Genomic DNA, 22,978 nt, shown 5'->3' with positions numbered 1-22,978 from the left:
GTGCACAGCATGCCTGCGCCTGCATAGGCTGACGACGCACCGCACCACTGATTCCCCCGCAGCAGGAGCACCCACGTGACCACTCGTCGCGACGTCGTCATCATCGGCGGCGGCCACAACGGCCTCGCCGCCGCCGCCTACCTCGCCCGCGCTGGCCTCGACGTCGAGGTGCTCGAGCGGCTCGACACCGTCGGCGGCGCCGCCGTCTCGGCCGAAGCGTTCGCCGGCATCGACGCCCGCCTGAGCCGCTACTCGTACCTCGTCAGCCTCTTGCCAAAGCGCATCATTGACGACCTCGGGCTGTCGATTCGCCTCGCCCCGCGCCGCTACTCGTCGTACACGCCGGTGCCGGGCGGCGAGGGCGGCCTCCTCGTCGACAACCACGACTCCGCCGCGACCGACGCGTCGTTCGCCGCGATTGGCGCGAAATACGATGCGGATGCGTGGCGCACCTTCTATGACGGAACCACCCGTCTCGCCCGCACCCTCTTCCCCACGGTGACCGACCCCCTGCTGACACGCAGCGAGGCCCGCGCCGCGCTCGGTGACGACGCGCTCTGGGATGCGCTCATCGAGCAGCCGGTCGGGCGCACCATCGAGCGCACCTTCGCGAGCGACCTCGTGCGCGGCGTCGCGTACACCGACGCCCTCATCGGCACCTTCGCCTCGAACGACGACGAGACCCTCGCCGCCAACCGCTGCTTCCTGTACCACGTCATCGGCGGCGGCACGGGTGACTGGAACGTGCCCGTCGGCGGCATGGGCGCCGTCACCGGCGAGCTCGCCCGCGCGGCCCGCCTCGCCGGCGCGACCCTCACCACGGGCGCCGAGGTGACGGCCCTCGACGGCGACCGCGTCGTCAGCTACCGGGTCGGCGACGCCGAACACCGGGTGGCGGCCGAGCGTGTGCTCGTGAACGCCTCGCCGCGCGAACTGAACCGCCTGCTCGCCGCGGGTGACGCGAACGGCGCGAGCACGGCATCCCGCGTTCACGAACCCGCGGCCGAGGGCGCGCAGGTGAAGGTGAACCTGCTGCTCACGCGCCTGCCCCGCCTGAAAGACGCGAGCATCGACCCGGCAGCGGCCTTCGGCGGAACATTCCACATCAACGAGCTGTTCAGTCAACTGCAGTCGGCGTACGACCAGGCGAGCGCGGGCCGCGTGCCCGACCCGGTGCCCGCCGAGATCTACTGCCACTCGCTGACCGACCCGACGATTCTCGGACCCGACCTGCAGGCGGCCGGCGCCCACACGCTAACCGTCTTCGCCCTGCACACCCCCGATCGATTGCTCAGTAAGGACACCAACGACCGGATGCGCGACCAGCTTCAACACTCCGTCATCGACTCGCTCAACTCGGTTCTCGCCGAGCCGATCGAGTCGCTGCTCATGACCGACGGCAACGGCAACCCCTGCGTCGAAACGAAAACCACCCGCGACCTCGAACAGTCGCTGCGCCTGCCCGGCGGCAACATCTTCCACGGCGACCTCGCGTGGCCGTGGCTCGAAGACGGCGATGCCGCGGGTGCGCAGACCCCGGCCGAGCGCTGGGGCGTCGCGACCGGCGTCGATGGCGTCTACCTCTGCGGCTCGGGGGCCCGCCGTGGCGGCGCGGTGAGCGCGATCGGCGGGCAGAACGCTGCCATGGCGGTCCTCGAGGAGCGAGGAGGCGCATGGTGATGAGCGCGCAGAACGCCCGGGTCGCGCTCGTGACCGGGGCCTCCTCCGGCATTGGCGAGGCCACCGTCGATCGCCTGCTGGCGCAGGGCTTCATCGTCTACGCCGGCGCCCGCCGCGTCGACCGCATGGCCGGCATCGAGCAGCGCGGCGCCCACACGCTCTCTCTCGACGTCACTGACGACCAGAGCATGACGGATGCTGTCGCCCAGATTCTGACGGAACGCAACCGCATCGACGTGCTCGTCAACAACGCCGGCTACGGCTCGTACGGCTCGATGGAGGAGGTGCCGCTCGAGGAGGCGCGTCGTCAGTTCGAGGTGAACGTGTTCGGCCTCGCCCGCCTCACCCAGCTGGTGCTGCCGTCGATGCGCGAGCGGCGCAGTGGCCGCATCATCAACGTGTCGTCGATCGCGGGCCGCATCTACGAGCCGCTCGGCGCCTGGTACCACGCGACGAAGTTCGCCGTCGAGGGTCTCAGCGACTCGCTGCGCCTCGAGGTGGCGCCGTTCGGCATCGACGTGACGATCATCCAGCCGGGGCCCATTCGCACCGAGTGGAACACGATCGCCCGCGAGAGCATGACGGCCATCTCGGGTGAGGGGCCGTACGCCGACATCGCCCGCCGCATGCGCGCCACCTACGAGAAGATTGACGGCGGCCGCACGGCCGGCACCCCCGAGCAGGTCGCCGACGCGATCGTGCGGGCGGCGACCGCGCGCCGACCGAAGACGCGCGAGGCTGTTCCCGCCTCGGCGAAGACCGTTGTCGGCGCGCGACGCCTGCTGAGCGACCGGGCGATGGACCGCGTCACGCGGCGCATTCTGCTGCGCGGGTAGCGGAGGCTCCGCGGGGCGCCGCTACGCCGTGAACAGCAGGGCGAGCGGAATCGCCGCCCCGAGCATCCCGGCGACGATCGTCACGATCGCGGCCGAGCGCATGAGCGGCCAGGCAGCCTTGCGGCGACCGGCGCTCGGCGCGAACGCGGCGAGACCGAAGGCGACGACGGCGAGCACGGCGGCGCCGATCGTGACGACCGGCTCACCGACGCGGATGCTCGTGACCGCTGCGAAGAGGACGACGAGTGCCGCCTGCGCCATCGTGCGCTGCCACGACAGGCTCGACCGGTCGCGGTCGTCGTCGACGTCGCCGCTTTCGGTCGATGCGGATGCGGTCATCCGGCCCGCTCGATCGCCTCGAACGCGACGAACGCGGCGAGCAGCAGCGCGACCGCGACCGTGCCGACGGTGAGCCAGGGCAGGGCACTCGGCTTGGGGATGGGCTTGCCGAGGCGCAGCGCGCGCTCAGCGGTGCGCCAGTGAGCGAGCGCCCAGCCGGCGAGCACGGCGCCCGCGAGGCTCGACACGGCGGCGATGATCAGCAGCAGCGCGGGCAGGTCGCCGAAGCTGACGAGGGTGGCCAGCGCCACCCCGGCGGCGACGAGCGCGAGTGCGGTGCGCATCCATGACAGGGCGGTGCGCTCGTTCGCGAGCGACACCTGCGGGTCGGGGTCTTCCCCCACCGAGTAGACAGAACGGGGGCGGCGGTCGTCGTCGGTCACGACGCCGAGAGTACTCGCGCGACGACCTGCGCGCGCGGCAACGATCGCTCAGATTTCCCAGGTGCTGGGCGCGGGCTCGCGGCGGGTGGGCAGGGCCGCGCGCGTGCTCCACTCGTGCACCCACTCGGGTAGCGGGTGGTCGGCCGGGTCGAGGCCGAACAGTTCGGCGAGCTCGTCGATCGGCACAGTGCCGCCCGACTTCTTCAAGAACCGCGCCTTCACGATCGCGCGTGCGTACACCTCTCCGTCGCGCACGAAGCGCTGCTCGACGTAGCCGGCCTTGTCGTCGAGGCCGATGATGGCCGACTCGACGACGAACTTCTGCCACGGCTCGAGCGAGCGCCGGTAGGTGATCGTCGACGACACGACGACCGGGTAGTAGCCGAGCTTCTGCAGCCGCGGCCACGCGCCCGAGCGCGCCATGAGGTCGATGCGACCGAGATCCATGATCGACAGGTACACGCCGTTGTTCATGTGCATGAGCACGTCGAGGTCGGTGGGCCAGACGCGGAAGCTGGTGCGGGCGACGTCGGTCGGCTGGATGCGCTCGCCGAAACGCGCGCGGATGCTCAGCCAGACGAGGCGGAAAAACATGTTCACGCCGCGACGGTAGTGGGGTCAGCGGTCGCGGTGGTCCTCGATGGTCATTCGCGCACCGTAGCGGGGCGTCTCGACCCCGCTTCCTTCGATGTATCGCACAACCCGATGCCGGTGGCCGCGGTACGGCTCAAGCAGCCGCATCATCTCGGCGTCGTCGCCCCGCTGCCCGGTGAACCAGTGGGTGACGCCGTGCGCCAGGTGGTAGTCGCCGGCGCTCACGGTGTCGGGGTCGCCGTGGGCGCGCTGCACGATCTCGGCGAGCGTCCACCCGCCGAGGCCCGGAATCGACCGAAACCCGGCGACGAGCCGCTCGTCGGCGCCGGCGTTGCGCCCCACAGCGATCGTGCGCTGCAGGGCCGGGGCGACGGCGGCGACCCGGCGAATGGTGTCGCGGCGGGCGGGGGTCGTGCCGGCCCGGTGCCACTCGTGGTCGGGAATGCTCCGCCACGCCTCGGCCGTCGGCAGGATGCGCATCCCGGCGGGCGCAGGCCCCGGCGCCTCCGCGCCGTGCGCACGGATCAGCTGCCGCCAGCTGCGCCGCGCTTCGACCCCGGTGACTTTTTGCTCGAGCACGGCCGCGACGGCGGACTCGAGCACGAGGCCCGTGCGCAAGAGCCGCAGCCCCGGCCGCCGGTGGCGCAGGCGTTGCAGGGCCGCGGCCGCCGGGTCGCCGTCGGCGGCAAGCCCGGCGAGCAGCGCGTCGAAAGCCGGCCAGCCGTCGTCGTCGAGGCCGAGCAGCTCGCGCGCGTGGCTGAGCGACCAGTCGGCGCCGGGGCCCCAGGCGCGCATGTCGATGCCGCCACGTGCGCCGGGGCCGAGGGCGTGCATCCGGATCGTCGCGGGGCCATCGGGGGTCAGCTGGCCGCGCCAGGCGGGGCCCGCCCCGCCGCGCTGACCCTCCCAGACCTGGGTCGGGTCGCCCGTCCCGCGTCGCAGCGGAAACAGCACCGCGCCGAGCTCAAACGGCCCGTCGGGGTCGATGAGCTCGGCGCGGTCGCCGGTCGGTGGTGCGATCAGGGCGCGAAGCTGTATTCGGTCGTGAATGCAGCGAGCGATCCGAACAGCGCGATGCTGACGATGAAGATGATGACGCCGAGCACCAGCAGGATCGCGCTGATCCAGATGGCGGCGACGGCGAGGCCGTTCTTCATGCCGACCTTCTTCGACTGGTTCAGCGCCACGATGCCGAGAATCAGGCCGAGGATCTGGAAGAAGAACGAGCAGATCAGCGCGACGATGCCGAGCGTCTGGCCGGGGTTCACGGCGGGCTGCGCGGGCTGCGAGTAGGCGGGAGGGGGTGCGTCGGTCATGTGTGCTCCTGGTGGTGAGGGTGGTTAGCGACGTGCCGGGATGGTGCTTCCCGCCACGATACTGACGGGTCGGCCCGCCGGGTAGTAGGGCGAGCCCCCCGATTCCGTTTGTTCGCGAATGAGGCGAGGCGTGCATCCGCCGTTTTCGCGTCGGCTACCGCCACGCGCTTAGATGGGTGCTATGCGCATCGGAATGCTGACCTCCGGCGGCGACGCCCCCGGCCTGAACGCCGTTATTCGCGGTGCCGTGCTGACCGGCACGACCGTTCACGAGCACGAGTATGTGGGCTTCCGCGACGGCTGGAAGGGCCTCGTCGAGAACGACACGATGACGCTCGGCCGCCACGAGGTGAAGGGCATCTCGAAGCAGGGCGGCACGATTCTCGGCACGAGCCGCACGAACCCCTTCGAGGGTCGCGGCGGCGTTGACCGCATCAACGAGGTCATGAACGAGAACGGCCTGGATGCGCTCATCGCGATCGGCGGCGAAGGCACCTTGGCCGCCGCCAAGCGCCTGACCGACGCGGGCGTGCGCATCGTCGGGGTTCCGAAGACGGTCGACAACGACCTGGACGCGACCGACTACACCTTCGGCTTCGACACCGCCGTCGGCATCGCCACCGAGGCGATGGACCGCCTGCGCACGACGGGCGACGCGCACAACCGCTGCATGGTCGCCGAGGTCATGGGCCGGCACGTCGGCTGGATCGCCCTGCACTCGGGCATGGCCGCGGGCGCGCACGCGATTCTGATTCCCGAGCAGCGCACCTCGATGGACCAGCTGACCGAGTGGGTGCAGAGCGCCTACAACCGCGGCCGCGCCCCGCTCGTGGTCGTCGCCGAGGGCTTCACGCTCGAGGGCGACGACGAGCCGCACAACGACCGCGGGCTCGACGCTTTCGGTCGCCCGCGCCTCGGCGGCATCGGCGAACGCCTCGCCCCGCTGATCGAGGCCCGCACCGGCATCGAGACGCGCGCGACGACGCTCGGCCACATTCAGCGCGGCGGCACCCCGAGTGCCTACGACCGCGTGCTCGCCACCCGCCTCGGCATGGCGGCGGTGCGCGCCGTGAACGGCCACCGCTGGGGTCAGATGGTCGCGCTGCGCGGCACCGACATCGTGTTCGTGCCGTTCGAGGCGGCGCTCGGCTCGCTGAAGACCGTGCCGCAGGAGCGTTACGACGAGGCCGCGCTGCTCTTCGGCTAAGCCCGTCGGCGTCGCCCATTCGGCGCGCGATCACGCATTCGGATGCACGCCTATCTCAGGCGCAACTCACAGCCTTTGTTAGGCTGGTCGATTGTGCCCGCGGCACCCCGTGGGTGACAGCGACCAAGGAGAAACGTCATGTCCGACGAGATTTATCAAATCGGCGCGATCGTCATCTATTTCGCGGTGATGCTTGCTATCGGTTTTTACGCCTACAAGAAGACCGAATCCCACGAGGATTATCTGCTGGCGGGGAGGAAGCTTCCACCCTGGGCGGCGGCCCTCAGCGCCGGCGCATCCGACATGTCGGGCTGGATCATGCTCGGCCTTCCCGGCGCCATTTTCGCCGTCGGCCTCATTGAAGGCTGGATTGCCGTCGGCCTCACCATCGGCGCCTACCTGAACTGGAAGTTCGTGGCACCGCGCCTGCGCGCCTACACCGAGCGCTCGCGCAATTCGATCACGGTGCCGAGCTTCTTCGAGAACCGGCTGCGCGATAAGAGCCGCGTGCTGCGCATCGCGTCGGGTCTCGTCATCCTGGTGTTCTTCACCTTCTACGTCGCGTCGATGATGGTTGCCGGCGGGGTCTTCTTCGAGCAGTCGTTCGGCTCGACCTACCTCACCGGCATGATGATCGTCGCCGGCGTCACCCTCGCCTACACGCTGTTCGGCGGGTTCCTCGGCGCCTCGCTCACGGACGTCGTGCAGGGCGTAATCATGCTGATTGCGCTGATCCTGCTGCCCGTCATGGCGATCGTCGCCGTCGGCGGATTCGGCCCGGCCGTCGACGAGATCACCCGCGTCGCCCCCGACACCCTGTCGCTGACCGGTGGCGATGCGCTCACCGGCGCCACCGTGCTCGCTGTCATCTCGGCACTCTCCTGGGGTCTCGGCTACTTCGGCCAGCCGCACATCATCGTGCGCTTCATGGCGCTGCGCGATGTGCAGGCCGTGAAGCCCGCCCGTCGCATCGGCATGACCTGGATGATCGTGTCGCTGGTCGGCGCGGTGGCTGCTGGTCTCGCTGGCCTCGCCTACTTCTCAAGCCGCGGCATTGAGCTGGGCGACCCCGAGACAGTCACGCTGCTGCTCGCGCAGACCCTGCTGCACCCGCTCGTCGCCGGCCTCGTGCTCGCTGCCGTGCTCGCCGCGATCATGAGCACCGTCTCGAGCCAGCTGATCGTCTGCTCGTCGGTGCTCGTCGAAGACCTCTACAAGGTGGTCGCGAAGACCGAGCCCTCGTCGCGCTTCCTCGTGACGATGGGCCGCGTGTGCGTGCTCGTCGTCGCCGCGATTGGGGTCTTCATCGCGCTCGACCCGGGCGGCACGATTCTTGAGCTCGTCGGCTTCGCGTGGGCCGGTTTCGGTGCGGCCTTCGGCCCGCTGGTGCTGCTGTCGCTGTTCTGGCGCAAGCTCACCAACTGGGGCGCGCTCAGCGGCATGATCGTCGGCGCCGCCACGGTGTTCATCTGGGATGCCCTTGGCTTCGAGCTCTACGAGATCATCCCGGGCTTCATCGCGAGCCTCGTGGTCACCGTCGCGGTGAGCCTCGCGACCTTCCGCGCCAACGCGGAGGTCACGGAGGAGTTCGACGACACGGTCGCGATGACCGCATCGGTGCCGACCTTGAAGTAGGCGACTTATTGCTGAGGGGCGAGGGCGCGCTGCTCTTGCCCCTCAGCAATAGCTGCGGCGGGAGGGATGTGTGCAGCGTCGTCGTCTGGGGCCTGCTGCGCCACGCAACTCAACGCGCTCGCACAGGCCACCACCATCACCGTGGGTATCGCGCCCGCGACGAGGAACCACCAGGGCACGTCGCCCGAGCGCCACAAGATCGTTCCCCACACCTGGGTTACCGCAACCCAGCATCCGACGAAGACGAGCAGCGCGATGATGGTGACCCAGCGAATCCGGCGGACCACAGCCGCGACGATGGCGACCACCGCGCCGCCGACCGCGTTCACCACCACATACGGAATGCCGCCGAGCATGAATGCAGACCACAGCAAGAGACCCGGCAGGACCCTGCCGAGCGGTGATCCATCGTTCACCGCACCCAGCACTACGGGAACCGCAAGTACGAGCCAGTAGGACGTCGCAGCGGAGATAAAGCCGACGTACAGGCCGGCTACCGGCCACACGGCCCACGCTCCCGATGAGGCGCGAGCGGAGCCGGGCCGCTTGACTGATCGAGGTCGCGGACGCCGCATGGGCACTTCACCTTCATGTAAGGAGAAAACGGACACACTTCGCCGGCGACCGCCGCGGATGTGTTGCGGCCTTCTCGTCAGTGCAGAAGTACGCTCACGTTAGCGCACGTGTTGACTTCTAAGAGATGACCGGCGGGTGCGCGTCGTCCGGGTCCAACGCGTACTCGGCGAGGGCGCGCACGAGCGATGAGCTCGAGCGGTCTTCCGCGATGCGGTGCACGGCGAGGCCCGCGGCGCGAGCGTCAAAGGCGGTGCGGGGGCCGATGCAGACGACGACGGCCTCGCTCGGCAGGGGGCTGAACTGCTCGGCCACCTGGCGGGCCACACTGCCCGAGCTGACGAGGATCGCGCGGATACGGCGGCCGGCCACGTCGGCGACGACCTCGGCCGGAGCCTTCACCCCGACCGTGCGGTACGCGCCGACGAACTCGGCGTCGACGCCCTGCTCGGCGAGACCCTGCACAAGGGTCGCCTCCGCAATCTCCGATTGCGGAATGAGAGCGCTGACCCCGGCGCCGCCCGGCCATTCCTTGACGAGGCCGCGCGCCGAGTGATCGCTGGGCACAGCATCCACCCGATAACCGGCCAGCTGCAGAGCCTGGGCGGTCGTCTCACCGACAGCGGCAACGCGCGTCGACTCGGGCAGGCGCACGCCGTGGCCGACGAGCACGTCGACCGTGGTGGCGCTCGTCACGACGAGCCAGTCGTAGCGGCCCTCCTGCAGGCGCCCGAGCGCGGCGACGAGCAGTTCGGGGTTCTCGGGGCGAGCGAAGTTGATGAGCGGCGCGATCACCGGCTGGGCGCCGAGCGCGCGCAGTTGGGCGGAAATTCCGTCGCCCCACTTGCCCCCGCGGGGCACGAGAACGCGCCACCCGAGCAGGGGCTTGATGACCGGGAGCGCGGCCGTTGGCGTGCGCTCAACGGTGAATTCGCGGATGGTGGACATCGCCTACCATGATGACCCCGCGTCGCTGGGAACCCAAATCGGCGAGTCGGATGCCCAGGCTGCGCGCAGAGTCAGGCTCAGTCGTCGCCGGCGATCGCCCAGGCCACGAGGCCCACCACGACGGCGGTCGCGACCGCGGCGCCGATCAGGTACGGCACGGGGTTCTTCGCGTACCCCGCGCGCACGCGGCGGCTCAGCTCACTGGCCTGCACCTTCGGATTCAGGCGCGTCTCGAGCTCGTCGAGGGTGGCGGCGAGCTCGTCGCGCACCTCTTTTGCGGGGCGGATGGGGCTGTCGCTCACGATGCTCCCTTCTGCGTGCCGGTGACGGCGCGCACATCCTCGCCGATGCTGTCGATCGTGTCACTGGGGGTGGGGGGCATGCCGCGTTTCAGCTGTGCGATGCCGATGCCGGCGATGAGGCCGGCGATGAGAAGCAGGGCGACGCCGACGATGAGGGCGGCGGCCCACGCAGGCAACACCGTGGCGAGGCCGAGCACGCCGGCCGCGACCAGCACGAGCGAGGCGTAGAAGACGACGACGAGGGCGCCAACCAGCAGGCCCGCGCCAATGCCCACCGACTTCAGCTTGCTCGAGATCTCGGCCTTGAGACTCGCGATCTCGGCCTGAATCAGCTCGGTGATCAGGCGCGGCAGCTCGGCGACGAGCTGGCCGAGCGACTTGCGGCGCTCGCGCGGGGGCTGGCCGGGAATCTTTCGCGGCGGCGTGGTGGCGTCGAGGGGGTCAGTCATGGCGATCCCCTCGGGTTACGACGAGCTCGAGCTCGAGCTCGAGCCCTTCGACGTGGTGCTGCGCTTCGCCGGAGCCTTGCGGGTCGACGAGCTCTTCGACGCGGTCGAGCTCTTCGAGGCAGCGCTCTTCGACGAGGATGCACGCGAACGGGACGAGCTCGACGAGCTGCCCTGCGCATCCTTCTTGTTCATGACGGTGGTGACGACCTTCTTGGCGCCGTCCGTCACGAATTCGGCGACCTCGGGGGCCTTCTCGCGCACGTAGCCGTCGACCTTGTCGACCTGCCGCTGCACGCGGGGGTCGCCCCAAAAGCGGTCGGCCGCCTTCTTGATTTGCTCGTAGCGTTCGCGGCCGGCTCGGGTTCCGAGCACGTAGCCGACGGCGATGCCGGTGGCGAACAGGATCTTGCCGCGCATGGTGTCCTCCGTCTCTTCTCGGCCGGATCGGTCGGCCGGGACAACTGGTCAAGCGTAGTGCGGGGCGTGCGGCGCGCGTCGGGATCGTGGAGGCAACTCCCAGGGCCTGCCGTGCTGTTCGAGCTGGACAGCGGGGGGAGGGCCCGGTGCATACTTAGGTAATGCTTACCTCACCTGCCCGGGTGGAGCGCGGTACTGATGCAGCAGCCGCACCCGCCGTCTACCCGGCCTACCGCCCCTTCGCCGCGCGCGTCAGCCGCGTGCTGCCCCTCGGGCGGCACCTGGTACGGGTGAGCTTTGAGAGCGACGACTTCGACGTGTTCGGCACGACCGGGCTCGACCAGCGCATCAAGATCGTGTTTCCGATCGACGGGGCGGGTGTGGACGCGTCTCTGCCCGACCTCGGCCAGCACGACGACGCGGCGATCCTCGCGGGCGACTGGTACGCCCGCTGGCGTGCGCTGCCCGACGCCGAGCGGCCCGCCTTCCGCACGTACACGGTGCGGGCGATCGACACAGCGAGCCGCCGGCTCGACGTCGACATGGTGCTGCACGAGCCCGCGCCCGGCGGCGACGGCCCGGCCGCCCGCTGGCTGCAGCGGGTGCAGGCTGGCGACAGCGTCCTCATCGTGGGGCCCGATGCCCGCACGGCCGACCCACTCATCGGGTGCGACTGGCGGCCCGGCGACGCGGGCACCGTGCTGCTCGTGGGCGACGAGACGGCGGCGCCCGCGATCTCGTCGATCCTCGAGAGCCTGGCCCCGGGCATCCGGGCACAGGCGTTCATCGAGGTCGCCTCGAGCGACGACATTCAGCGCATCGTGCCGCAGGCGCGACAGCGCATCGCATGGCTCGCGCGCGACGCCGGCTGCGAGACGGCGCAGGGCTTTCAGGCCATTGCGCCGCGTGGCGAACTGCTGCAACGCTCGCTCGAACAGTGGGTCAGCGGCCACCGTGGTGACCTCGAAGCCGCCCTCGACACCTCCCCCATCGCGCTCGACGACATCGACGTCGACACCGAGCTCTTGTGGGACAGCCCCGTCGAGTTGACGGGCAGCGACTTCTACGCCTGGATCGCCGGCGAGGCCGCCGTCATCAAGCGGCTGCGCCGGTACCTGGTGAGCGACGTCGGGGTGAGCCGTCGCGCCGTGGCCTTCATGGGTTACTGGCGCGAAGGGCGCTCCGAAGGACAGTGACCGCGACCGAGGCCGCGCCGAGTGAGGTGGCGCGGCCCGCCGGTGTGGCGCGCTCGCCGCACCTCGTCGCGTCGCGTCGCTCACGCGCCGCCCGCCTGCGCGGCGCCGCCCTGCTAGGCCTCGGTCTCGCCCTCGCCGTGGCGCTGAGCCTCGCGCTCGGGGCCCGGGCGACCGACCTTGCCACCGTCGTCACCGCGCTCACCGACCCGGGAGCGCTCGGCGACCCGGCCGACGCCGTCGCCGTGCGCGACCTGCGGGTGCCGCGCACCGTCATCGGCCTCATCGTCGGCGTCGCCCTCGGCCTCGCCGGCGTCGTGATGCAGGGCGTGGCCCGCAACCCCGTCGCCGACCCGGGCCTGCTCGGGGTCACGGCGGGCGCATCCTTCGCCGTCGTGCTCGGCATCGCCCTCGCGGGCGAGACCGGCGTCATCGGGCTCGCCGTCTGGGCCCTCGCGGGCGCGCTCGTCACGAGCCTCGGCATCGGGGCGCTCGCCCGCGCGGCCGGCGACCGCGCCACCCCCGCCCTACTCGTCGTCGTCGGCTTCGCCGTCACCGCGGGACTCGGCACGCTCACCACCCTCGTGCTGCTCGGCGACCCCGCGGCCCTCGACCGCTACCGTTTCTGGACGGTCGGCTCGCTCACCGGGCGCGAGCTCGACGCCGCCCTCACCCTGCTGCCGCTCGTCGTCGCCGGCGTCATGGTCGCCGCACTGCTGGCCCGCCCGCTCGACGCGCTCGCCCTCGGCGACGACGTGGCACGCGGCCTCGGGTTCCGGCTCGGCGCCGTGCGCGGCGGATCCCTCGTCGCCATCGTGCTGCTCGCCGGCACCGCCACCGCGCTCGCCGGCCCGCTCGTCTTCGTCGGGCTACTCGGCGCCCACGCCGCCCGCGCCGCCGTCGGCGGGCACCACGGTCTGCTGATGCCGGTCGCGGCCGTCGCCGGTGCCGCCTTCGTGCTCGTTGCCGACGTGATCGGCCGCCTCGTCGCACCCCCCGGCGAGCTTGAGGTCGGCATCGTCATCGCCGCCCTCGGCGCCCCGCTGCTCATCGCCCTCGTGCGCGCCCGACGGGCGGTCGCCGCATGAGCGCGGCCGTCGCGCTCGGCGCGCTTGACCGCACCCGACGCGAACGACGGATGCGCGCCGCGAGCACCACGGGCATCCTCACCGCCGTCGGGATCGCCCTCGCGATCACCGCGCTCGCCGTCGGATCGGTCGCGATCGCGCCCGCCGACGTCATCGCCGCGCTCGCCGGCACGGCCGACGGCGGCGCGCAGTTCATCGTGCGCGAGCTGCGCCTGCCCCGGCTCACACTCGCCCTCGTCGTCGGCGCCGCCCTCGGCATGGCGGGCGCGCTGCTGCAGTCGGTCGTGCGCAACCCGCTGGCGAGCCCCGACATCGTCGGCGTCACGGGCGGGGCGAGCGCGGCCGCTGTGCTCGCGATCGGGGCGGGCGCCACGGGTCTCGCCGTATCGGGCTCGGCCCTCGTCGGCGCCGCCGTCGCCATCGTGCTGGTGCTCGCCGCGAGCGGCCGACAGCTCGGCGGAACCCGCATCGTCGTCGTCGGAATCGCCGTCGCCTTCCTCGCACAGGGTGTGCTCGGCTACGCCCTCACCCGCGCCCGCCTCGAGCAGGCCGACAGCGCCTACTTCTGGCTCGTCGGCAGCGTCGGCTCGCCCTCGACCCCCGAAACCCTCGTGCTCGGGATGCTCGTCGCCGTCGTCGCCATCGGCACCGTTCTCGGGCGGGGCGCCCTCGCCGCCCAGCTGCTGGGCGACGAGACCGCGACCGCGGTGGGCTCGCGCCCGCGCCGCACGCGCATCCTCGCGGTGACGGCCTCGACCGTGCTCGCCGCGGCCTCCGTCGCCGTCGCCGGCCCGCTCGCCTTCGTTGCCTTCGTGGCGGGGCCGATCGCCCGACGCCTGCGCGGCGGAGGACCCGCCGTGCTGACCGCCGCCCTCGTGGGTGCAGTGCTCGTGCTCGCCAGCGACCTCGTCGCCCAGAACCTCATCCCCGGATCCCTGCAGCCGCCCGCCGGCCTTGTCACCGGCGCCGTCGGCGCCCCACTGCTCGTGTGGCTGCTGATCCGCGCCGCCCGCCAGGAAGGACGCGCATGACCGCGACCGCACCCGCTCCCGTGACGCTCTCGCCCGACGCGCCCGGCGCCGCCGCGCCCGCCTTGCGCGCCGAGAATCTCACCCTCGGCTACACGAAAGACCGCCCGGTCGTCCACGGCGTCGACGTGGCCGTGCGCCCCGGCGCCCTCACCGTGCTCGTCGGCGCGAACGCGAGTGGCAAGTCGACCCTGCTTCGCGGCCTCGCCCGTCTGCTGCCCGCGCACGAAGGCCACGTCACGCTCGACGGCGACCCGATTGAGCGCATCCCCGCCCGCCAGCTCGCGCGCACGATCGGCGTGCTGCCGCAGAACCCGATCGCTCCCGAGGGAATCACGGCCGGCGAGCTCGTCGCCCGCGGCCGCTACCCGCACCAGCCGGTCTTCCGCGGCCGCTCGAGCGACGACGACGCGGTCGTGGCGGCGTCGCTTGCCGCGACCGACGCCGCCTCCCTCGCCGAGCGGCGCATGGACGAGCTGAGCGGCGGGCAGCGGCAGCGCGTCTGGATTGCGATGGCGCTGGCACAGCAGCCGCGCATCCTGCTGCTCGACGAGCCGACGAGCGCGCTCGACGTCGCCCACCAGGTCGAGGTGCTCGACGTGCTGCGGGCCGAGGTCGACCGGGGCACAACCGTCGTCGTCGTGCTGCACGACCTGACGCTCGCAGCGCGCTACGCCGACGAGCTGGTCGTGCTCTGCGACGGGCGCATCGTCGCGCAGGGCACAGCTGGCGAGGTGCTCACCGAGGCGACGGTGCGGGATGCGTTCGGCATCGACGCGCGCATCTTGACCGACCCCGACACGGGTCGCCCGGTCGTACTGCCCCGGGCGCTTGTCTCGCCCGTTGCCTCCCCGGTTGCGAGCACGGTTCCTAACCCGGCCAAAACCCCGGTTGTCTTCCAGGCGACGGTTTAGTAAGGTTAGGCTTACCTAATCCGTTCTGCCGCCTCGTTGCGGCCCCTCCTCGAGGAGCACCTTTCCCATGCCCGCTGCGCCCCGCGCCCACTCTGCGCGCACCATGACTGCCCGCGCACTGCCCGCCATCGCCCTCGCCGCCGCGAGTGCTCTCGTTCTCGCGGGATGCGCATCCGGCTCCCCCGCCGACGAGGCTGACACGGGATCCGCCCCCGCGGCCGACACGGCCGCCTTCCCGGTCACGATCGAGCACGCCTTCGGCGAGACCGAGATCGCCGAGGCACCCGAGCGGGTCGTCACCTGGGGCTGGGGGTCGACCGATGCGGCCATCGCGCTCGGCGTCGTGCCCGTGGCGATGCCCTTCCAGGCGTACGGCGGCGACGAGAACGGCGTGCTTCCGTGGATCGCCGAGGCCCTCGACGAGGCCGGCGCCGAGACCCCGACCGTGCTGCCCGACACCGGCGAAGACGTGCCGTTCGAAGACATCGCCGCAGCCGACCCCGACGTGATCCTCGCCCATTATTCGGGCATCACCGAGGAGCAGTACGAGACGCTCAGCGCGATCGCCCCCGTTGTCGCGTACGACGACCAGCCGTGGTCGACGCCGTGGCGCGACGTCATCTCGATCACGGGTGAGGCGCTCGGCCTCACCGACGAGGCCGACGCGGTGCTCGACGGCATCGACGCCGAGCTGGCTGCCGCCGCCGACGCGAACCCCGAGTTCCAGGGCGTGAGCCTCGCCACCGCGTGGGACACGGCCGGCACCTTCTACGTCTACGCAGACGAAGACCCGCGCGTCGAGTTCATGCTCGACCTCGGCTTCGTGAACGCCCCCGCCGTCGACGAGCTCGACACCGATGAGTCGCCGTTCTTCTTCACGCTGTCGTACGAGCGTACGAGCGAGCTGGCGAGCGACGTGGTCGTCGTCTACGGTTCGACGGCCGACGAGGCGCAGGCCCTGCTCGACGCCCCGTACGGGCAGGCGATTCCCGCCGTCGCCGATGGCGCCGTCGCCCAGCTCGTCGGCACCGAGTTCATCGCCTCAGTCTCGCCGCCCACCGCGCTGTCGCTGCCGTGGGGCCTCGACGAGGTCGTCGCCCAGCTCGCCGCCGCCGTCGCCGAGATCGGCTGAGCCAGCCCCGGCCACAATTGCGGCACGCGACAACGGCCGCCCTTCCCCGCGCAACTGCGGTGGGAAGGGCGGCCGTTCCGCGTCGTTAGCCGACTATCCCCGTGCGAGTCACGTGGGGCGCAAACTTTCGATGAGCGGCTTGCCGAGAGGTGCCGAGCACAGCCCCGATTGCGGCCCACGAATCACCAGCGGCGTGAGCGAGCGCGACCGCGTCGGCAAGACCCTTTTCCGCGGCTTCAAGCGCATCGAGCGCGGCGCCAACCCTCGCCAGATGGGTGCCGTCGCGCATGTCTTCCGGCGTCAGCTCGAGATCGTCGAGCCACGCCTCGGTGTTGTTCTTCTTTGTCGTCGCCATGTCGTGACTACCTAAACGCCCGATACCCAAAGTGTCAACATAGTGTTGACACTTCCCAGCGGTCCGCCCGCTTGCCCGGCCCTGCCTTCTCTACGCGCTGGGCAGAGCCGCAGCCGCAGCCTTCGCCGCCGGCACCGCTGCCGCGAGCACGCGCTCAACCGCCCGCTCGTCGTGCGCGGCCGACACGAACCACGCCTCGTACACGCTCGGCGGCAGCGAGACACCGTGTTCGAGCATCGCGTGGAAGTAGGGGCCGAAGCGGAAGACGTCTTGGGCCTGCGCCTCCGCGTAGTTCTGAGGGGCGCTGTCGCGGAAGAAGATCGAGAACTGCGAGCCCGCCCATGCAACCGTGTGGGCGACGCCCTCCGCACTCAGCGCATCCGAGAGACCAGAAGCGATCTCGTGCGCGACGCGGGGCAGGTGCTCGTACACCTCGGGGCCGGCGCCGCGCAGCATGGCGGCACCGGTCGCGACGGCGACGGGGTTTCCGCTGAGCGTGCCCGCCTGGTACACCGGGCCGAGGGGAGCAAGCAGGTCGAGAATCTCGGCGCGACCGCCGAGGCCCGCGAGCGGCAGGCCGCCGCCGATGATCTTGCCGAACGTCATGAGGTCAGCGTCGTACGGCACGCCCTCGCGCTCTTCGAGCCCCCACCAGCCGGCCGCCGTCGAGCGGAACCCGGTCATGACCTCGTCGACGATCAGCAGCGCGCCGTGCGCGTGCGCGGTATCGCCGAGCAGCTTGTTGAAGCCCGGCTTCGGCGGCACGACGCCCATGTTGGCGGCGGCGGCCTCGGTGATGACGGCGGCAATGCGGTCGCCGTGCGTGGCGAAGACCTCGGCGAGCGCCTCCTCGTCGTTGTAGGGGATCACGATCGTCTGGGCGGCTGTCTCGGGGGTGATGCCCGCCGAGCCCGGAATACCCAGCGTCGCGATGCCCGAGCCCGCCTCCGACAGCAGCGAGTCGGAATGCCCGTGGTAGTGCCCGGCGAACTTCACGAGCAGCGGCCGGCCGGTCGCGCCGCGCGCGAGGCGGATCGCCGTCATGGTCGCCTCGGTACCGGTCGAGACGAGGCGCAGCTTCTCGATGCCGCGGCGCTCGGCGCCGTCCGGCCCGGTGAGCGTCAGGCGGTCAAGCACGAGCTCGGCCAACTCGACCTCGCCCGTCGAGGCGGCGCCGAATCCGAGCCCCTTCTCGACGGCCGCCCGCGCGGCCGCGATGACGCCAGGATGCGCGTGGCCGAGCAACGCCGGCCCCCACTGCCCCACAAGGTCGACGTATTCGGTGCCCTCGACGTCAACCACGTACGGCCCGTGACCACTCGCGAGGAAGACGGGCGTGCCGCCGACCGAGCGGAACGCCCGCACCGGCGAGTTGACGCCTCCGGGCGTGACGACGAGCGCCCGCTCGAACGCTTCGGCGTTGGTGGTGGGGGTGCGGCCCGAAATGAAGCGGGTCATGAGAGGAGTCCCTTCTGGGCCAGGTCGAGCGCGGCGTACGAGAGCACGGCGTCCGCCCCGGCGCGGCGAATCGAGATGAGCGCTTCGAGCTGCGCGCGGTCGCCGTCGAGCCAGCCGTTCTGCGCGGCGGCGGCGATCATCGCGTACTCGCCCGACACCATGTACGCCCAGACAGGCACGGTCGAGAGGTCGGCGACCTGGCGCAGCACGTCGAGGTACGCGAGCGCCGGCTTCACCATGACCACGTCAGCGCCCTCCTCGAGGTCGATAAGCGCCTCGCGCACACCCTCGCGCCCGTTCGCCGGGTCGAGCTGGTAGGTGCGGCGGTCGCCAGTGAGCTGCGAGTCGACCGCGTCGCGGAACGGCCCGTAGAACGCCGAGGCGTACTTCGCCGAGTAGGCGAGCAGGGCGACGTCGGTGTGGCCCGCGTCGTCGAGCGCGGTGCGCACGGCGGCCGTCTGGCCGTCCATCATGCCGCTGAGGCCGAGCAGCTGCGAACCGGCCTCGGCCTGGGCGATCGCCATGGCCGTGTAGCGCTCGAGCGTGGCGTCGTTGTCGACCCGGCCGCGCGCATCCAACACGCCGCAGTGGCCGTGGTCGGTGAACTCGTCGAGGCAGAGGTCGGTCTGCACGACGAGCGCGTCGCCGACCTCGTCGGCGATCGCGCGGGTGGCGACATTGAGGATGCCCTCGGGGTCGGTCGCGCCCGAGCCGACCGCATCGCGGCTGGCGGGCACACCGAACAGCATGACCCCGCCAAGCCCGGCCTCGGCCGCCTCGGCGGCGATCCGCCGCAGGCTGTCGAGCGAATGCTGCTCGACCCCCGGCATTGACGCGATCGGCTGCGGGGCGTCGAGGCCCTCGCGCACGAATAGCGGCAGCACGAGGTGCCGGGGGCTCAGCTCGGTCTCGCTGACGAGGCGGCGCATCGCCGCCGACTGGCGCAGGCGGCGAGGGCGGATGCGCGGGGCGAGATCGCGGGAAAAGGTGTCGGTCACGGGGTCCCTCCCAGCGGGGCGAGCTCGGCGGCGCCCTGCTTCAGCAGATCCTCCACAACGCGGGCCGCCGCGTCCTCCGCCGGGGTCTTCGTGTCTTCGAGGTACAGGGCGTGGGCGCTCGAGACGCGCTCCCCCGTCTCTGGCGAGTAGACCCGCGCCGAGAGGAAGAGCATGCCGCCATCGATGAACGCGTGCGCGCCGAGCGGGGCCGAGCAGCCGGCCTCGAGTAGGCGCAGCACGGCGCGCTCGGAATCGACCGCGACGCGGGTGGCGTGGTGATCCATGCTCTTCAGCGCCGAGCGCAGCGGGCCGCGGGCGTCGGCCCGCGTCTCGACGGCGAGCGCGCCCTGGCCGGGGGCGGTTGGCCAGCCGTCGATCCCGAGGTGCTCGGTAATCACGTCTTCCCGGCCGATGCGCTCGAGGCCCGCCGCGGCGAGCACGACGGCGTCGAGGTCGGCATCCACGCCCTCCTTATCGCCGAGCACGCGCCCGATGCGGGTGTCGACGTTGCCGCGCAGGTCGACAATCTGAAGCGCCGGGCGGCGCCGGCGCAGCTGGGCGCGCCGACGCGGCGAGCCCGTGCCGACCTTTGCGCCGTCGGGAAGCAGATCGAGCGTGACCGCATCGCGTGAGACCAGCGCGTCGCGCGCATCCGCCCGCTTGGGCATGGCGGCGACCACAAGGCCATCGTGCGGGGTCGTCGGCAGGTCTTTCAGCGAGTGCACGACCACGTCGCAGTCGCCCGCGAGCAGCGCCTCGCGCACGGCGGCGACGAACACGCCGACGCCACCCATGCTCGCAAGCGACGCCGTCGAGGTGTCGCCGTGGGTCGTGATCGGCACGAGCTCGACCGGCTGACCTGTGCGGGCCGCGATCGAGTCGGCGACGCGCTGCGACTGGGCGAGCGCGAGGGCGCTTCCGCGAGTGCCGAGCCGGATCGGGGCGGACTCGGCACCACTCACGGCTGCAGACCCGAAATCGCCGGCTTGAAGCCCGCGCGCACGTTCTCGCAGCAGCCCGGGCGGCACACGTCGTACCAGGGGCCGAGCGTCGTCTCGCGCACGCGCTCGCTCGTCGGGGTGCCGTTGAGGCGCTCCTCAATCAGGTCGATGAGGCCGCTGACGTAGACGGGGTCGACACCTGGCGTCGGCACCCGCAGCGCGCGCAGATTGTGCTCTTCGCAGGTCTCCATCGCCTCGGTGTCGAGATCCCACATGACCTCCATGTGGTCGCTCACGAAGCCGACCGGCACCATGACGATCGCGGTCGCGCCGGCGGCGGCGTGCTCGGCGATTGCGTCGTTGATGTCAGGCTCAAGCCACGGCTGGCTCGGGGGTCCCGAACGGCTCTGGTAGACGAGCTGCCACTCGACGTCGGGCAGGTTCGCGTGCCCGTCTTCGGCGCGCAGCTCGGCGAGCGCCTTCTGCATGATGACCTCGCTGACGGCGAGGTGCTGGGCGGCGTAGGCGCCGCCGTCGCCCCAGTCGACGTCACGCGGTCCGCTGCGCTCCGCGTCAGACGTCGGGATGCTGTGGGTCGCGAACAAGACACGCGTCGTCGTGAGGTCGGCGCCCTCCGCGATCAGCGTGCGCAGCGCATCCACGACGCCGGCGACGAAGGGCTGCACAAAGCCGGGCGCGTCGAAGAACTGGGCGATCTTGTCGATGCGCACCTCGCCCCACAGGCCCGTCTCGTCGAGAGCCTTCGCGAAGTCTTCGCGGTACTGGCGGCAGCTCGAGAAGCTCGAATACGCGCTCGTCGCGAGGCCCAGAATTGTGCGGTGGCCGTCGTCGTAGGCCTTCTGCAGCGCCTCAGGCAGGTACGGATCCCAGTTGCGGTTGCCCCAGTAGATCGGAATGCCAAGGCCCCGGCGGTCGGCCTCGGCCTGCAGGGCGGCCTGCAGCTCGCGGTTCTGCTGGTTGATCGGGCTCACGCCGCCGAAGTGGCGGTAGTGGTGCGCGACCTCTTCCAGGCGCTCGTCGGGGATCCCGCGGCCGCGGGTGACGTTGCGGAGGAAGGGGATGACATCGTCCTGCCCCTCGGGGCCGCCGAAGCCGGCGAGGATCACGGCGTCGTAGGCAACGGCCTCCTCGACGCGGCCGGGCAGCACGTACTTCTGCGCCGTCTCGCTCGCCGCGCGGGCGAACTGCTCGCCCTCGTAGCGGCCCTCGTTCAGGTCGACGACGACGGCCTTGCCGTCGGTACCGAGCCCGTTGTTCGTGATGGTCATCGCACAACCTCCAAGATCTGCGCGTCAATGTCGGCGTCGCCGAAGCGCCTGCCGGTGAAGAACGGAACCTCTTCGCGCACGTGGCGCCGCGCCTCCGTGTAGCGCAGGTCGCGCATCATGTCGACGAGGTCTAACAGATTGTCGCTCTCCAACCCGAGCAACCACTCGTAGTCGTTGAGCGCGAACGCCGCGACCGTGTTCGCCAGCACGCCCGTGAACGCGCTGCCCTTGCGGCCGTGCTCGGCGAGCATCTCGCGGCGCTCGTCGTCGGGCAGCAAGTACCACTCGTACGAGCGCACGAACGGGTACACGCAGAGCCACTCGAGCGGGTCTTTGCCGAGCATGAAGGCGGGAGCGTGGCTGCGGCTGAACTCGGCCTGCACATGCACGCCCATCGCGTTCCAGGTCGGAAGCAACGTCGACAGCAGCGGGGCGCGACGGATGGTGCGCATGGCCGCCTGAATCGCTTCGGGGCTCTCCCCGTGCATCCAAACCATGATGTCGGCGTCAGAGCGCAGGCCGCTCACGTCGTAGAGGCCACGCACGACGACGCCCGTCCCGGCGACGGCGGCGAGTGCCTCGGCGACGCCCGCGCCGCTGGCCTCGCGGTGGGGGTCGCGCCGCAGCACGGCGTAGAGGGTGTAGGCAACCTGGTCGGTCATGGGATGAGCTCCTTCGCAGTGCGCTCGGCGTGGGCGATGACGGCGGCGAGGCCCGTTCCGGAGGCCTGTTCGCCGATGGTGGGGATGCTGGGGTGCGGTTCGGTGGGCTGCGCGCGGCTCCACGAGACGGTCGCGTGGTCAACGACCTGTGGCGCCTCGAGGGGGACGCCGAGCAGGGTGCTCGCGTCGGCGAGGGCCGTCGACAGCTCGGCGGGTTCGGCGTAGCTGAGGCGCACGAGTTCGGTGCTGCCTGCACGCTCACGCAGCCACGGCCACTTCGCCGTGAGGTGGGTGAGAGCGCGGGCGCGCACGCGGCTGCCGCGGGCGACGAGCAGGCCGGTGCCGCGCGGGGCGTCGGCGAGGGCGGGCGCGTTGAGGGCGATCGTGACGAGGTGCGCGGGGCTCGTCGTGGCGGGCTCGGCGATGCCGGGCGCGGCGATCACGATGCGACCGTTTTCGCGCGTGACCGTGCCGTTCGCGTGGGTGAGCGAGACCGTGCCCTCGTCGACCAGTTCGGCGGTGGTGCCGGTGACGATCTCGCCGCCGGCTTTCTCGATTCCGGCGAGCAGCGCATCCACGAGCGTGTGAAGGCCGCCGTCGAGGCTCGCGACGAGGCTGCCCGCGGGGGCCGCGTCGCGCACGCGGCGCACCGCGGCGGCGAGCGCGGTGCCGCGCGACATGTGGCGCGGAACCTCGCCGAGCGCCGAGACCGGCACCTCATCGGGGTGGCGCGAGTGCACCCCCTCAACGACGGGAGCGACGAGCTTCTCGAGCACGCCCGTGCCCATGCGGCGGCGCACGAGCTCGCCGACGGTGTCGGCCTTCGCGCCAATCAGCCCGGGAATCAGCGGGTCGAGCGCCGCGCGCCAGGCGGCGCCCCAGCCGACGACGGCGGCGACGTCGCTCGCGAGCGGGACCCCCGGAATGCCCAGCACGCTCGCGGCGGGCAACGGATGCGCGCGGCCGTCGGCGCCGAACAGCCACGCCGGGTAGGCGGCCGGCTGCACGACGCGGTCGTCGAGGCCGAGCTCGGCGAGCAGCGTGGGGATCGCGTCGCCGCGGGTGGCGAAGGCTTCGGCGCCCGAGTCGAGGGTGATGCCGGCGACCGTGTGACGGCCAAGCTGACCACCGGGCCGCTGCGCAGAGTCGACGACGAGCACCCCGCGGCCGGCACGGGCCACGCGGTACGCGAGGGTGAGGCCCGCGACCCCTCCCCCGATGACGACGACGCGCTGCACGGG

At 71.5% G+C, this 22,978-nt stretch carries 26 protein-coding genes; 9 read left to right on the top strand and 17 right to left on the bottom strand.

The window, feature by feature from the left end; all coding sequences use genetic code 11:
* The first annotated feature begins 75 nt into the window (after positions 1–75).
* Together EV141_RS08725 and EV141_RS08720 are read left to right on the top strand one after the other, a co-directional pair.
* Positions 76–1,680, top strand: a complete 1,605-nt coding sequence (locus tag EV141_RS08725; RefSeq protein WP_130485569.1) for a phytoene desaturase family protein — start codon at positions 76–78, stop codon at positions 1,678–1,680.
* A complete protein-coding gene (locus tag EV141_RS08720; RefSeq protein ID WP_130485568.1) occupies positions 1,680–2,516 on the top strand; it encodes an oxidoreductase in 837 nt (278 codons plus the stop codon). Before EV141_RS08725 ends, EV141_RS08720 begins: the two co-directional genes overlap by 1 nt.
* 21 nt (positions 2,517–2,537) lie before the next feature.
* Here the strand turns inward: EV141_RS08720 and EV141_RS08715 are convergent, their stop codons facing one another.
* The 5 genes from EV141_RS08715 to EV141_RS12375 all read right to left on the bottom strand — a co-directional run bounded on the left by EV141_RS08715 (position 2,538) and on the right by EV141_RS12375 (position 5,148).
* Positions 2,538–2,855, bottom strand: a complete 318-nt coding sequence (locus EV141_RS08715; protein WP_130485567.1) for a hypothetical protein — start codon at positions 2,853–2,855, stop codon at positions 2,538–2,540.
* Positions 2,852–3,238: a YidH family protein gene (locus EV141_RS08710; protein ID WP_130485566.1), complete on the bottom strand. Its 387-nt coding sequence runs from the start codon at positions 3,236–3,238 to the stop codon at positions 2,852–2,854. Before EV141_RS08710 ends, EV141_RS08715 begins: the two co-directional genes overlap by 4 nt.
* Before the next feature lie 48 nt (positions 3,239–3,286).
* A complete protein-coding gene (locus EV141_RS08705) occupies positions 3,287–3,832 on the bottom strand; it encodes an acyl-CoA thioesterase (RefSeq protein WP_130485805.1) in 546 nt (181 codons plus the stop codon).
* A 24-nt stretch (positions 3,833–3,856) separates the two neighbouring features.
* Positions 3,857–4,786, bottom strand: a complete 930-nt coding sequence (locus tag EV141_RS08700) for a DNA-3-methyladenine glycosylase family protein (protein ID WP_241969189.1) — start codon at positions 4,784–4,786, stop codon at positions 3,857–3,859.
* Positions 4,787–4,851: 65 nt separating this feature from the next.
* Positions 4,852–5,148, bottom strand: a complete 297-nt coding sequence (locus tag EV141_RS12375; protein WP_185740117.1) for a DUF4190 domain-containing protein — start codon at positions 5,146–5,148, stop codon at positions 4,852–4,854.
* 181 nt (positions 5,149–5,329) lie between these two features.
* Between EV141_RS12375 and EV141_RS08695 the strand changes: the two genes are divergently transcribed.
* Together EV141_RS08695 and putP are read left to right on the top strand one after the other, a co-directional pair.
* Positions 5,330–6,355 carry a 6-phosphofructokinase gene (locus EV141_RS08695; protein WP_130485565.1) on the top strand — a complete coding sequence of 342 codons (1,026 nt, stop codon included), beginning with the start codon at positions 5,330–5,332 and terminating at the stop codon, positions 6,353–6,355.
* 138 nt (positions 6,356–6,493) lie between these two features.
* Positions 6,494–7,990: a sodium/proline symporter PutP gene (gene putP, locus EV141_RS08690; RefSeq protein WP_130485564.1), complete on the top strand. Its 1,497-nt coding sequence runs from the start codon at positions 6,494–6,496 to the stop codon at positions 7,988–7,990.
* A 5-nt stretch (positions 7,991–7,995) separates the two neighbouring features.
* Here the strand turns inward: putP and EV141_RS08685 are convergent, their stop codons facing one another.
* The 5 genes from EV141_RS08685 to EV141_RS08665 form a co-directional block, all read right to left on the bottom strand.
* Complete coding sequence (locus EV141_RS08685; RefSeq protein WP_130485563.1) at positions 7,996–8,496, bottom strand: hypothetical protein; 501 nt, start codon at positions 8,494–8,496, stop codon at positions 7,996–7,998.
* 187 nt (positions 8,497–8,683) lie between these two features.
* Positions 8,684–9,511 carry a uroporphyrinogen-III synthase gene (locus tag EV141_RS08680; protein ID WP_130485562.1) on the bottom strand — a complete coding sequence of 276 codons (828 nt, stop codon included), beginning with the start codon at positions 9,509–9,511 and terminating at the stop codon, positions 8,684–8,686.
* Between the two features lie 77 nt (positions 9,512–9,588).
* Entirely contained in the window at positions 9,589–9,813 is a 225-nt protein-coding gene (locus EV141_RS08675; RefSeq protein WP_157985534.1) for a DUF3618 domain-containing protein, read from the bottom strand.
* A complete protein-coding gene (locus tag EV141_RS08670; RefSeq protein WP_130485560.1) occupies positions 9,810–10,262 on the bottom strand; it encodes a phage holin family protein in 453 nt (150 codons plus the stop codon). The genes EV141_RS08675 and EV141_RS08670 overlap by 4 nt, the downstream gene beginning before the upstream one ends.
* A gap of 15 nt (positions 10,263–10,277) precedes the next feature.
* The gene (locus EV141_RS08665) at positions 10,278–10,679 is read right to left on the bottom strand and encodes a YtxH domain-containing protein (RefSeq protein WP_185740103.1); all 402 of its coding nucleotides are present in this window, start codon (positions 10,677–10,679) and stop codon (positions 10,278–10,280) included.
* A gap of 161 nt (positions 10,680–10,840) precedes the next feature.
* On the opposite strand from EV141_RS08665, the gene EV141_RS08660 reads away from it, so the two are divergent.
* The 5 genes from EV141_RS08660 (at position 10,841) to EV141_RS08640 (ending at position 16,034) form a co-directional block, all read left to right on the top strand.
* A complete protein-coding gene (locus EV141_RS08660) occupies positions 10,841–11,875 on the top strand; it encodes a siderophore-interacting protein (protein WP_130485559.1) in 1,035 nt (344 codons plus the stop codon).
* Positions 11,872–12,960, top strand: coding sequence for a FecCD family ABC transporter permease (locus EV141_RS08655; RefSeq protein WP_198675527.1), 1,089 nt, complete (start codon positions 11,872–11,874; stop codon positions 12,958–12,960). The genes EV141_RS08660 and EV141_RS08655 overlap by 4 nt, the downstream gene beginning before the upstream one ends.
* A complete protein-coding gene (locus EV141_RS08650) occupies positions 12,957–13,991 on the top strand; it encodes a FecCD family ABC transporter permease (RefSeq protein ID WP_130485558.1) in 1,035 nt (344 codons plus the stop codon). The genes EV141_RS08655 and EV141_RS08650 overlap by 4 nt, the downstream gene beginning before the upstream one ends.
* Positions 13,988–14,902: an ABC transporter ATP-binding protein gene (locus EV141_RS08645; RefSeq protein ID WP_130485557.1), complete on the top strand. Its 915-nt coding sequence runs from the start codon at positions 13,988–13,990 to the stop codon at positions 14,900–14,902. The genes EV141_RS08650 and EV141_RS08645 overlap by 4 nt, the downstream gene beginning before the upstream one ends.
* Positions 14,903–15,005: 103 nt before the next feature.
* Positions 15,006–16,034 (top strand): ABC transporter substrate-binding protein, encoded by a 1,029-nt coding sequence (locus tag EV141_RS08640; RefSeq protein WP_130485556.1) that lies wholly within the window; start codon positions 15,006–15,008, stop codon positions 16,032–16,034.
* An 85-nt stretch (positions 16,035–16,119) separates the two neighbouring features.
* Here EV141_RS08640 and EV141_RS08635 read toward each other — a convergent pair whose 3' ends face one another.
* The 7 genes from EV141_RS08635 to EV141_RS08605 all read right to left on the bottom strand — a co-directional run bounded on the left by EV141_RS08635 (position 16,120) and on the right by EV141_RS08605 (position 22,975).
* A complete protein-coding gene (locus EV141_RS08635) occupies positions 16,120–16,389 on the bottom strand; it encodes a hypothetical protein (RefSeq protein WP_130485555.1) in 270 nt (89 codons plus the stop codon).
* Between the two features lie 90 nt (positions 16,390–16,479).
* Positions 16,480–17,847 carry a glutamate-1-semialdehyde 2,1-aminomutase gene (locus tag EV141_RS08630; protein WP_130485554.1) on the bottom strand — a complete coding sequence of 456 codons (1,368 nt, stop codon included), beginning with the start codon at positions 17,845–17,847 and terminating at the stop codon, positions 16,480–16,482.
* Positions 17,844–18,845, bottom strand: coding sequence for a porphobilinogen synthase (gene hemB / locus EV141_RS08625; protein WP_260437768.1), 1,002 nt, complete (start codon positions 18,843–18,845; stop codon positions 17,844–17,846). The genes EV141_RS08630 and hemB overlap by 4 nt, the downstream gene beginning before the upstream one ends.
* Positions 18,842–19,807, bottom strand: coding sequence for a hydroxymethylbilane synthase (hemC, locus tag EV141_RS08620; RefSeq protein WP_130485553.1), 966 nt, complete (start codon positions 19,805–19,807; stop codon positions 18,842–18,844). Before hemC ends, hemB begins: the two co-directional genes overlap by 4 nt.
* Positions 19,804–21,075: a ferrochelatase gene (locus tag EV141_RS08615; protein WP_130485552.1), complete on the bottom strand. Its 1,272-nt coding sequence runs from the start codon at positions 21,073–21,075 to the stop codon at positions 19,804–19,806. Before EV141_RS08615 ends, hemC begins: the two co-directional genes overlap by 4 nt.
* Entirely contained in the window at positions 21,072–21,737 is a 666-nt protein-coding gene (hemQ, locus tag EV141_RS08610) for a hydrogen peroxide-dependent heme synthase (RefSeq protein WP_130485551.1), read from the bottom strand. Before hemQ ends, EV141_RS08615 begins: the two co-directional genes overlap by 4 nt.
* Positions 21,734–22,975: a protoporphyrinogen/coproporphyrinogen oxidase gene (locus EV141_RS08605; RefSeq protein ID WP_130485550.1), complete on the bottom strand. Its 1,242-nt coding sequence runs from the start codon at positions 22,973–22,975 to the stop codon at positions 21,734–21,736. Before EV141_RS08605 ends, hemQ begins: the two co-directional genes overlap by 4 nt.
* Positions 22,976–22,978: the final 3 nt, after the last annotated feature.

Source organism: Microcella putealis (genome assembly GCF_004216575.1).
Classification (GTDB): Bacteria; Actinomycetota; Actinomycetes; order Actinomycetales; family Microbacteriaceae; genus Microcella; species Microcella putealis.
The sequence above is the reverse complement of the archived record's forward strand: the minus strand, read 5'-3'. Positions and strand labels throughout refer to the sequence as shown.